Below are 11,118 nucleotides of genomic sequence, written 5' to 3'. Positions count from 1 at the left end.
CCGGCGCGGCAGCGATTGGATATGGTGGCAACAGGCGGCGTTTGCGCTCGGTACCTATGCCTTCCCAACAAGATCACGACTCAAGCTCTTTCGAACCTGCCGAGCCCGCACCACCACCGCCCTCGGAACCGAAGAAGGGTTCCCGTTCGCGCAACGCACTCATTGTGCTGATCCTGGTGCTGCTGACGGTAGCCGGTTTCTGGGGCTATCACGAGATCCGCACCTCGACGATGCAGGCGCGCGTCTTCACCGACCTGGTCGGCAAGCTGACCTACAAGGTGGAGCCGGGGCCGAGCAAGGCGATCCGCTTCCCGCACGACAGCCCGTATGACGAGCGCCTCGGCTACGCCAACCTGCCCGATTACCTGGACAAGCTGAAAGCGCGCGATTACGAGGTCACGTCGCAGGCGCGCTTCTCGCCCAAGATGGTGGAGTTGAGCGATATGGGCGTGTTCGCGACCTATCGCGAAAAGACCCGCACCGGCCTGTCGATTTTCGATTGCCGCCAGGAGCCGCTGTTCACCGCCAGTTATCCGGAGCGCATCTACAACGGGTTCGAACAGACGCCGCCGGCGCTGGTACAAAGCCTGCTGTTCATCGAGAACCGCGAGCTGCTCGATACCAAATACCCGAAACGCAATCCGGCGGTGGAGTGGGACCGCCTGTCGAAAGCGATTCTGGAAAAAACCGCGAGCGCTGTCGGCGCCGGCGGCCACCGCGCAGCTGGCGGCTCCACCCTGGCGACGCAGATCGAGAAATACCGCCACTCGCCGGAAGGCCGCACCGGTTCGATGAAGGACAAGCTGCGGCAGATGATTTCCGCTTCCCTGCGCGCTTACCAGCAAGGCGAAGACACCACCAAGGTGCGCCACCAGATCGTGGTCGACTACCTCAACACCGTGCCGCTGTCGGCCAAGCCCGGCTACGGCGAAGTGAACGGCATTGGCGACGGCATGTGGGTCTGGTACGGCCGCGAATTCGACGAAGTGGCGCGCCTGCTGGGCGGCAAGATGGACAAGCCGGGCAGCGCGCTGGCCTTCAAGGAAGCGCTGTCGCTGCTGATCGCGCAGCGCCGCCCGAGCTACTACCTCGGCGAAGGCGACCAGGACCTGGAAGTGCTGGCCAACAGCCACCTGCGCCTGCTGGCCAGCGCCGGCATCATCACCCCGCAATTCCGCGACGCCGCGCTGAAGGAAAAACTGCACCCAGCCAAGGGAAACGGCCTGCAAGCGGCGCCGCCGATGACTTTCGTGACCAAGAAAGCATCCAACGCGGTGCGCGTCCACCTGGCCAACCTGCTGGGCGATAACCGCATGTATAACCTGGACCGCCTGGATTTGTCGGTCAACACGACGCTCGACGCGGAAACCCAGAAAACGGTCACCGCCATGCTGCGCGAATTGCGCGAACCGGAAACCGCTGTCAAGGCTGGCCTGACCGGCAAGGGCATGCTGGGCAACGGCGACCCGGCCAACGTTGTGTACAGCTTCACGCTGCTGGAGCGCGGCGAGCACGCCAACTACCTGCGCGTACAAACCGATAACTATGACCAGCCGCTCGACATCAACGAAGGCGCCAAGCTGGACCTGGGTTCCACCGCCAAGCTGCGCACCCTGGTCACGTATATGGACATCGTCGACCAGCTGCACAAGAAGTACGCCGACATGGAGGTGGCGGAGCTGAAGAAAGTCAGCGTCGACCAGCGCGACCGCCTGACCGTCTGGGGCATCGAATACCTGATCGCCACGCCGAAGGACAAGCGCGACCTGCCGGCCATGCTGCAGGCGGCGATGGAACGCAAGTATTCGGCCAATCCGGGCGAAGGCTTCTTCACCGGCGGCGGCCTGCATTACTTCGGCAACTTCAGCAAGGACGACGACTTCAAGATCATGACGGTGCGCGAAGCGCTGCGCCGTTCCACCAACCTGGTGTTCGTGCGCCTGATGCGCGACGTGGTCAAGTACTACTCCTTCCAGATGCCGGGTTCCTCGCAGACCCTGCTGACCGACGCCGACGACCCGCGCCGCGCGGCCTACCTGGCGCGCTTCGCCGACAAGGAAGGCAAGGAATTCCTGTATCGCTTCTACGCCAAATACAAAGGCAAGAAGGCTTCGGAACTGGACGGCATCCTGCTCGACACGATCCGCCCGACGCCGGTGCGCCTGGCGAACATCCATCGCAGCGTGTACCCGAATGCGTCGCTGGCGGAATTCAGCAAATTCGTGAACGATAACCTGAAGGTGCAGAACGACGTGCCGGAAGACCGCCTGGCCAAGATGTACGAACAGTACGCCATCGATAAATGGAGCCTGGCCGACCGTGGCTACCTGGCCGCCGTGCATCCGCTGGAACTGTGGATGGTGGCCTACCTGCACCAGAACGAAGGAGCATCGCTGTCCGATGTGGTAGCCGCTTCCGAGAAGGAGCGCCAGGAAGTCTACCAATGGCTGTTCAAGACCCACCGCAAGCATGCGCAGGACAAGCGCATCGCCGGCCTGCTGGAGATGGAGGCCTTCATGGGCATTCACCGCCAGTGGAAGAAGATGGGCTATCCGTTCGATTCGCTGGTGCCTTCGTATGCGACCACGCTCGGTGCTTCGGCAGACCGTCCCGCCGCGCTGGCAGAAATGATGGGCATTATTATCAACGGCGGCGTACGCAAGACCACGCAGCGCATCGAATCGCTGCACTTTGCCGTTGGCACCCCTTACGAAACCACGGTGGCGCGCAACAAGTCGACCACCAATGAGCAGGTGCTGACGCCGGAAGTGGCGCGCGCAGTGGCCGATGCGATCCGCGAAGTGGTGTCGGACGGTACGGCGCGGCGCGTCAAGGCGGCTTTTGTTGGCGCTGACGGCAAGATCATTCCGGTGGGCGGCAAGACCGGCACCGGCGACCAGCGCTTCGACATCTTTGCTGCTGGCGGACGCCTGATTGAATCGCGTTACGTGAATCGTTCGGCGACGTTTGTGTTCAATATCGGCGAGCGCTTCTTTGGGTCGATGACGGCGTATGTGCATGGGCCGGAATCGAAGAACTACGACTTCACCTCGGCGTTGCCGGTGCAGCTGCTGACGGTGCTGGCGCCTTCGCTGATGCCGCTGATTGAACCGAACCAGCAGAAGGCCGCGCCGGTCGTCACGGCGATGGCTGCGGGCTCGCCGAGCGGCATCCAGCCCATCACCACGGCGGCGCTGGCGGCAGCTACTGCCGCTGCTGTTCCCGCCGCCCCGCTGCGCGCCTGCGGCATGCGCTAAACCCGGTAAATCTGGGTCCGACCCTTGGGTCGTACCCAGGTTTACCGGGTTAAAATGCCGCCATGAAGCTCATCAAGTTCACCCAATTCAGCCTGCGCGACCTGCTCGTCTCCGTCGCCCCCACAGTCCTGTTAATCGCCGGCGCTTGCGCGCTCGCTTACTGGATCATCGACCCAACCCCACCGCGCACGGTCAAGCTCTCCACCGGCCAGGAAAACAGCGCCTACGAAAACATCGGCAAGCGCTACGCGCAAGTGATGGCCAAATACGGCATCAAAGTCGTCCTGCAGCAAAGCCAGGGATCGCAAGACAACCTGCAGCGCCTGAACAAAGGCGAAACCGACTTCGCCTTCGTGCAAAGCGGTTCCACCAACGAAGCCGAAGCCGAACGCACAGGCCTGGTCTCGCTGGGCAGCCTGTTCACCGAACCGGTATGGCTCTTCATGCGGGAAAAGAAAGCGGTCACCAGCCTGACCCACCTGAAGGGCAAGAAAATCAACCTCGGTCCCGAAGGCAGCGGCGTGCCGCGCCTTTTCCGCCAGGTCCTGCAAATCAACGGCGTCGAACCGAAAGACATCACAGCGAGCGACCTGGAAAACACGCCCGCCACAGTCGAACTGCTGGAAGGGCGCATCGACGCCCTGGTCTTCGCCGCCGCCCCCGACGACCCCTTGATCCAGATGCTGCTGATGACGCCCGGGATCAAGCTGTTCAACTTCACCCAGGCCGAAGCCTACACGCGCCGCCTGCCATTCCTGACCCACGTCACGCTGCCGCGCGGGATCGTCGACCTGGGCCGTGATTTGCCGTCGCGCGACTACCACCTGATCGCCCCGACCGCGACCCTGGTAGCGCGCGACGACTTGCATCCCGCCCTCATGGAATTGTTTGTGCAGGCGGCCAGCAGCATCCACAGCGGGGCAGGGTGGTTCCAGCAGCAGGGCCAATTCCCGTCGCCGCGCTACACCGAGATCCCCGTCGCGCACGAAGCGGCCAAGTTCTACAAGGATGGGCCGCCTTTCCTGGAGCGCTACATGCCGTTCTGGCTGGCCAACCTGTTCGACCGCCTGTGGGTGGTGGTGCTGGCCTCCGGCGCGCTGATCTTGCCGCTGTCGAAGGTGGTACCGCCGATCTATGTCTGGCGCATCCGTTCGCGCGTCTACCGCTGGTACGGCCAGTTGCGCGCAGTGGAGCAGGGTGTCGACGAAGGCAAGCCGCGCGACGAACTGCTGCACCGTCTGGACCAGATCGAAGAGCGCGTGAACCGCCTCACGGTCCCGCTCTCGTTCGCCGACGAGTTCTACGGCCTGCGCAACCACATCGAGTTTGTGCGCAATAAACTACGTACAAACACGTAAAAGTGTTGCGTTCGCGAGAACTGCGATTGACAGTTGCTCACAGTTACCTCAAATATAAGCCAAGGGAGTGAAACTGGTTTAATCGATAAGGGGCAACTATGGCACCAAAGAAACAGGTTCTCGCAATCGCAGTCGCATCTCTTTTCACCAATGCCGCATGGGCGCAGGAGGCGCCGGCCGGCGAAACAGCCACCGTCGTCGTGACGGGTACGCGGGTTTCGAACCGCACCGTGCTCGACACCACCGCACCGGTGGACGTCATCAGCGCAGACACCATCAAGAACAGCGGCGTGCCGGAAATCACCCAGGCATTGTCGGTGGCGCTGCCTTCCCTGAACTTCCCGCGCCCCGGCCTGGCCGACGGCACGGACACCATCCGTCCGGCCACCTTGCGCGGCCTGGCGCCCGACCAGACCCTGGTGCTGGTCAATTCCAAGCGCCGCCATTCTTCCTCGCTGGTCAACCTGAACGGCACCATCGGCCGCGGTTCGGCGGCAGTGGACATGAACACCATCCCGTCCGGCATCGTGAAGAGCATTGAAGTACTGCGCGACGGCGCCTCAGCGCAATACGGTTCCGATGCGATCGCCGGCGTGATCAACGTGCGCCTGCGCAGCGACCGCACCGGCGGCGAAGCGACCGTCAGCTATGGCCGCCGCGATACCGAATACAGTTTCAATCCGGTGCCTGGCCCGGCGGGCGCCACCTGGAACACGGCCGTCGACTCGCGTAAGCGCACGGACGGCAATACCCTGACCCTCAGCCTGTGGAAGGGCATGGAGCTGGGCGCAGACGGCTTCCTGACGCTGGCTTTGGAGCGCAAGCGCCAGGACCACACCGAACGCGGCGGCTGGGACACGCGCCAGCAGTACCCCCTGGTGAACGGCGCCTTCGACCCGCGCGAAGCGACATTCAACCGCTTCGACGCCTGGTATGGCGAGCCGGAGATGACACAGAACACCTTCTTCGCCAATGCCGGCTATAACCTGGCGGGCGGGGTCAAGCTGTACGGCTGGACCAGCTACCAGGACCGCGATGCGCGTTCTGGCGGTTTCTTCCGCCGTCCGCTGCAAGACCAGAACGTGCTGGCGATTTATCCGGATGGCTTCCTGCCGATCATTGCGCCATCGGTCTCCGATTTCAGCGGCGCCTTCGGTGCGACCTGGACTGCCGGCGATTGGGATCTCGACGCTTCTGTCAGCTACGGTGAAAACCGGATGGATTACAGCATCCAGAACACGCTGAACCGATCGCTGGGCGCGGCGTCCAAGACGGTGTTCGATGCTGGCGGTTTCATGTACGACCAGCTCACCTTTAACCTGTCGGGCGTGAAGCAGTATGAAGTCGGCCTGGCGTCGCCGTTGAACGTGGCGGTCGGCGCCGAGGCGCGCCGCGAAGGTTATTCGCTGCACGCCGGCGAGCCCGATTCCTGGCGCAATGGCGGCGTCCTGCTGCCGAGTGGAGCGCCCACCGCTTCCGGCGCCCAGGTGTTCCCCGGCTTCCGTCCGAGCGATGAATCGGATACCAGCCGCAAGGCCTATTCGGTCTATGCCGACCTGGAAGCGAACCTGAGCCAGAACTTCCTCGGATCGGTTGCCGTGCGCGGCGAGCATTATTCCGACTTCGGCAACAACTGGTCGGGCAAGCTGGCTGGCCGCTACAACTTCACGCCGAACTTTGCCCTGCGCGGATCGGTGCAGAACGGCTTCCGCGCACCGTCGCCGCAACAGCAGAACTTCACCTCGACTGCGACCAACTTCATCAACGGCGTGCCGTTCGATATCACCACGTTCAAGCCAAGCGATCCGGCGGCCATTGCACTGGGCGCCAAGCCACTCGATGCGGAGAAGTCGACCAACTTCTCTCTGGGCGCGGTGGCCAAGGCTGGCAAGGCTTCCTTTACGGTGGACGGCTTCCAGATCAAGATCCGTGACCGCATCGTGCTGTCTGAGAACCTGACCCAAGCCAATGTGCGCAACTACCTGTCGTCGCTGGGCTTCATTGGCGTGGGCGGCGGACGCTTCTTCATCAATGGCGTGAACACCACCACGCGCGGGGTGGACGCGGTGGCCAGCTATCCGTGGAATACGCCGACGCTTGGCCGCTTCGACTTCACCCTGGCGGGCAACTACACCAAGACCGAAGTGACCAAGGTGCCGGTGACGGCACAGCTGGCGGCCCTGAACCCGGCGCCGCCGCTGTTTGACCGCATCAATGTGCTGACCTTCGAGCATGGCACGCCGAAAACCAAGTTCACGGCCAGCTTGAACCATACGCTGGGCGCCTGGAGCGGCACGCTGCGCGCGACGCGTTACGGCAAGGTGCTGCAGCCTGGCACCACGGCGGCCAATGACCATTGGATGACGCCGAAGACGCTGGTGGACATTGAGGGACGCTACAAGATCACCCAGCGCTTGACGGCGGCGCTTGGAGCGGAGAACTTGTTTGACCAGTATCCCGATCCGTTCCCGGCTGCGCTCAATTCGACGGGGAATGCGCCGTTTTCCAACTATTCGCCGTTCGGGCGGAGTGGGCGGTTTGTCTATGCGCGCCTGAATTACGCGCTTTAAACCCGGTAAAGCTGGGTCAGACCCAAGGGTCTGACCCAGTACGGTCTCGCGGCCGGGGGGCGGTTGTGCGACGTTGATCTTCGTCGAAAGTCAAAAACGACACCCGCCCGGTGTCAGGCGAGCAGACTGGGTCTGACCCTTGGGTCAGACCCAGGTTTACCGGTTCAGGCACCCGCCCACGGCAGGCCGGCCTTGCACCAGCCGCCAACGTTCTTGCGATGGCCGTTGGCATCCTTATCCCCCTCAAACCCCTCCAGGATGTCATAGCACTGGGTATAACCTGCCTCGGTGGCCGCCTTGGCCGCGTGGCGCGAGCGGACACCGGAACGGCACAGGAATACGATCACTGTATCCTTGCCCGGCACCGCCGCCGCCAGCTGCCCCAGGAAATCAGGATTCGGCGTCCCGCCCGGATACACATTCCACTGCGCCGCATGGTGCTGCTCAGACGCAATCGCAACGCGCCCCACCCAATCACGCTCGGCATTCGTGCGCACGTCCACCAGCCGCACGTGCGGATCGCCTTTGAGCAGCTCAAACGCCTCTTGCGGGGTCACCGCACCGGCGTAGGGCAGGGAAGTGTCGCGTTTGCGTGCACGGTCGAGGATTTCGGCATTGTTACCCATGGTATTTCCTTTATCATCACTGCACCACGACGATGCATAGGCATGCATTGGTGCAAATATGCACCATAACGGTGCGATAATTGGTAAACGCACCCGCATGGTGCGGCTTTTATGTGTTGCTACTGGTAATTTTGCTGGCATGATATCTGCTTAATGTACCATCAGCGTTCGCCGCACCCAAGAGGTCGCGGCAGTTTTTTCACTTAGGAGATATGTAATGGCACTGACCGCCGCAGACGTTCTGAAGATGGTACAAGAGCACGAAGTCAAATTCGTGGACTTCCGTTTCGCCGATACCCGTGGTAAGGAACAGCACGTAACCGTGCCTGTGTCCCATTTCGACATCGACAAATTCGAATCTGGCCACGCCTTCGACGGTTCCTCCATCGCTGGCTGGAAAGGTATTGAAGCTTCGGACATGATCCTGCTGCCGGATCCATCGACCGCCAATATCGACCCATTCTTCGAAGAAACCACCCTGTTCATGCAGTGCGACGTGATCGAACCGTCGGACGGCAAGGGCTACGACCGCGACCCACGCTCCATCGCCAAGCGCGCTGAAGCCTACCTGAAATCCTCCGGCCTGGGCGACACCGCCTACTTCGGCCCAGAGCCAGAATTCTTCATCTTCGACTCCGTGAAGTGGAAGATCGACATGTCCGGCGCCATGGTCAAGATCGACTCCGATGAAGCTTCCTGGTCGACCGACAAGGACATCGACGGCGGCAACTCCGGCCACCGTCCAACCGTGAAGGGCGGCTACTTCCCAGTGCCTCCAGTCGACTCCTTCCAGGACATGCGTTCCGAAATGTGCCTGATCCTGGAATCGATGGGCATCCCGGTCGAAGTGCACCACCACGAAGTGGCTGGCGCTGGCCAGAACGAAATCGGCACCAAGTTCTCGACCCTGGTTGAGCGCGCCGACTGGACCCAGAACCTGAAGTACATCGTCTGGAACGTGGCTCACTCCTACGGCAAGACCGCTACCTTCATGCCTAAGCCAGTCGTTGGCGACAACGGTTCCGGCATGCACGTGCACCAGTCGATCTGGAAAGACGGCAAGAACCTGTTCGCAGGCGACGGCTATGCCGGCCTGTCCGATTTCGCCCTGTACTACATCGGCGGCATCATCAAGCACGCCAAGGCACTGAACGCGATCACCAACCCAGGCACCAACTCGTACAAGCGTCTGGTTCCAGGCTACGAAGCGCCAGTGAAACTGGCTTACTCCGCACGTAACCGTTCGGCTTCGATCCGTATTCCACACGTGGCCAATCCAAAAGGCCGCCGTATCGAAACCCGCTTCCCGGACCCGCTGGCCAACCCATACCTGTGCTTCGCTGCACTGATGATGGCCGGCCTGGACGGCGTGCAGAACAAGATCCACCCAGGCGAAGCAGCGTCCAAAGACCTGTACCACCTGCCACCAGAAGAAGATGCACTGATCCCAACCGTCTGCGCATCGCTGGAAGAAGCCCTGGATCACCTGAACAAAGACCGTGAGTTCCTGACCCGCGGCGGTGTCTTCACCGATTCCATGATCGATGCCTACATCGAACTGAAGATGACCGAAGTGACCCGCATGCGCCAGACCACTCACCCGGTCGAGTTCGACATGTACTACTCCCTGTAATCAGGGACGATTGCCGGGATTAACTGGCAGTCAACAAAAGCGCGAGGTGGGCAGTTTGCTTTCCTCGCGTTTTTTTTCGGATGTTGTATAGTCGGGGCATGAACACTCGCACTCTCGTATTTCAAGGGCTGGCGCTGCTGGCCCTGAGTGGCGCAGCGCAGGCGCAGCAAATCTTTCTCTGCGTGGATGCCGAAGGCCGCAAGGAACTGACCGATTCCCGCAAGGGGAAGAATTGCAAGCCGCTGGACCTGCCAGGCGCCTCCATTCCCGCGCCGGGTACGCACCGCGGCGGCGGTACCCCCGCAGCACCTGCGGTGGCGCCCGCCAACTTCCCGCGCGTGGACAGTTCGGAGCAGAAGGCCCGCGATGCGGACCGCCGCGCCATCCTGACCGACGAGCTCAACACCGAAAGCCGTAAGCTGGCGGATTTACGCAAGGAATTCAACAACGGCGAGCCTGAACGCCGTGCCGACGAGCGCAACGCCGCCAAGTACCAGGAGCGCGTAGCTGGCCTGAAGGACAGCATCGCGCGTACGGAATCGAACGTGGAAGCGCTGAAGCGCGAGCTTGCCAATATAAAATGAACCCAGACAGCCCTGGCAGCATCCGGCCCGCTGAACTGGCAGGGCTGGACCTGCTGGCATCGGCCGTTGTCATCGTTGATGGCGGCGGCCATATCCTGTACGTCAACGCCGCCGGCGAGAACCTGCTGGAATCGTCGCTGAAAGCGCTGGCGCGCCAGCCGCTGGGCGGCCTGTTCGCGGCGCCGCTCGAGCTGGACAACATCATCGCGCAAGCGCGCGAACATAAATTCGCCGATGTGCGGCAAGAGCTGGTGCTGGAACGCGCCGGCCGCGAGGCGCTGCACGTACACATTATCGCCAGCGCGCTGGACGAGCCTGACGGCGCGGTGATGATCGAGCTGCGCGAAATTGTGCAGCAGATGAAGCAGGACCGCGAAGAGCGCCTGATGGACCAGAGCCAGGTCAACAAGGAGCTGATCCGCAACCTGGCGCACGAGATCAAGAATCCGCTGGGCGGCATCCGCGGCGCGGCACAGCTGCTGGAAATGGAGCTGCCGCCGCTGCACCTGACGCAGCTGCGCGAGTACACCCAGGTCATCATCAAGGAAGCGGACCGCCTGCAAACGCTGGTGGATCGCCTGCTGGCGCCGCACCGGCGGCCGCATATCGTGGGCGACGTCAACATCCACGAAGTGCTGGAGCGGGTGCGCAGCCTGATCCTGGCCGAATTCCCGGTCGGGCTGACCATCCGCCGCGATTACGACGCCTCCATCCCCGAATTCCGCGGCGACAAGGAGCAGTTGATCCAGACGGTGCTGAACATCGCCCACAATGCGGCGCAAGCGCTGGCGGCACGCATCGAATGCGGCGATGCCGAGATCATTTTCCGCACCCGCGTGGCGCGCCAGACCACGCTGGCGAAGGTGCGTTATCAGCTGGCATTAGATTTGCATATCATCGATAACGGACCGGGCATCCCGCCCCAGATCCGCGACCGTATCTTCTACCCGCTGGTGTCGGGCAGGGATGGCGGCAGCGGCCTGGGACTGACGCTGGCGCAAACTTTCGTGCAGCAGCATATGGGCGTGATCGAATGCGAAAGCAGGCCTGGTCAAACGGACTTCAGAATCTTATTGCCTTTGCCTTGATC

The 11,118-nt window shown here is 62.2% G+C and carries 7 protein-coding genes; 6 read left to right on the top strand and 1 reads right to left on the bottom strand.

Annotated elements, in window-relative coordinates; genetic code table 11:
- The first annotated feature begins 56 nt into the window (after positions 1 to 56).
- The 3 genes from GM658_RS23165 (at position 57) to GM658_RS23155 (ending at position 7,185) form a co-directional block, all read left to right on the top strand.
- Complete coding sequence (locus GM658_RS23165; RefSeq protein WP_155456434.1) at positions 57 to 3,257, top strand: transglycosylase domain-containing protein; 3,201 nt, start codon at positions 57 to 59, stop codon at positions 3,255 to 3,257.
- Positions 3,258 to 3,319: 62 nt separating this feature from the next.
- Complete coding sequence (locus tag GM658_RS23160; RefSeq protein WP_155456433.1) at positions 3,320 to 4,615, top strand: TAXI family TRAP transporter solute-binding subunit; 1,296 nt, start codon at positions 3,320 to 3,322, stop codon at positions 4,613 to 4,615.
- 98 nt (positions 4,616 to 4,713) lie between these two features.
- Positions 4,714 to 7,185: a TonB-dependent receptor plug domain-containing protein gene (locus GM658_RS23155; RefSeq protein WP_155456432.1), complete on the top strand. Its 2,472-nt coding sequence runs from the start codon at positions 4,714 to 4,716 to the stop codon at positions 7,183 to 7,185.
- 164 nt (positions 7,186 to 7,349) lie between these two features.
- Here the strand turns inward: GM658_RS23155 and GM658_RS23150 are convergent, their stop codons facing one another.
- On the bottom strand, positions 7,350 to 7,811 hold the full coding sequence (locus tag GM658_RS23150) for a rhodanese-like domain-containing protein (RefSeq protein ID WP_155456431.1): 462 nt from the start codon (positions 7,809 to 7,811) through the stop codon (positions 7,350 to 7,352).
- Positions 7,812 to 8,028: 217 nt separating this feature from the next.
- On the opposite strand from GM658_RS23150, the gene glnA reads away from it, so the two are divergent.
- From glnA to glnL, 3 genes are all read left to right on the top strand, one after another.
- Positions 8,029 to 9,444: a type I glutamate--ammonia ligase gene (glnA, locus tag GM658_RS23145; RefSeq protein WP_155456430.1), complete on the top strand. Its 1,416-nt coding sequence runs from the start codon at positions 8,029 to 8,031 to the stop codon at positions 9,442 to 9,444.
- 98 nt (positions 9,445 to 9,542) lie between these two features.
- A complete protein-coding gene (locus tag GM658_RS23140) occupies positions 9,543 to 10,028 on the top strand; it encodes a DUF4124 domain-containing protein (RefSeq protein WP_155456429.1) in 486 nt (161 codons plus the stop codon).
- Positions 10,025 to 11,116, top strand: a complete 1,092-nt coding sequence (glnL, locus tag GM658_RS23135) for a nitrogen regulation protein NR(II) (protein ID WP_155456428.1) — start codon at positions 10,025 to 10,027, stop codon at positions 11,114 to 11,116. The genes GM658_RS23140 and glnL overlap by 4 nt, the downstream gene beginning before the upstream one ends.
- The last annotated feature ends 2 nt before the right edge of the window (positions 11,117 to 11,118 follow it).

The organism is Massilia eburnea (assembly GCF_009720745.1).
GTDB classification, from domain to species: Bacteria; Pseudomonadota; Gammaproteobacteria; order Burkholderiales; family Burkholderiaceae_D; genus Rugamonas; species Rugamonas eburnea.
Note: the sequence above shows the minus strand (reverse complement) of the source record. Positions and strands in the feature narration are given on the sequence as shown.

Bases quoted from the DNA above. Each gene is read 5' to 3' on its own strand.
- glnL (WP_155456428.1), top strand. From the start codon at position 10,025: ATGAACCCAGACAGCCCTGGCAGCATCCGGCCCGCTGAACTGGCAGGG.
- GM658_RS23165 (WP_155456434.1), top strand. From the start codon at position 57: ATGCCTTCCCAACAAGATCACGACTCAAGCTCTTTCGAACCTGCCGAG.
- GM658_RS23150 (WP_155456431.1), bottom strand. From the start codon at position 7,811: ATGGGTAACAATGCCGAAATCCTCGACCGTGCACGCAAACGCGACACT.
- GM658_RS23140 (WP_155456429.1), top strand. From the start codon at position 9,543: ATGAACACTCGCACTCTCGTATTTCAAGGGCTGGCGCTGCTGGCCCTG.
- GM658_RS23160 (WP_155456433.1), top strand. From the start codon at position 3,320: ATGAAGCTCATCAAGTTCACCCAATTCAGCCTGCGCGACCTGCTCGTC.
- glnA (WP_155456430.1), top strand. From the start codon at position 8,029: ATGGCACTGACCGCCGCAGACGTTCTGAAGATGGTACAAGAGCACGAA.
- GM658_RS23155 (WP_155456432.1), top strand. From the start codon at position 4,714: ATGGCACCAAAGAAACAGGTTCTCGCAATCGCAGTCGCATCTCTTTTC.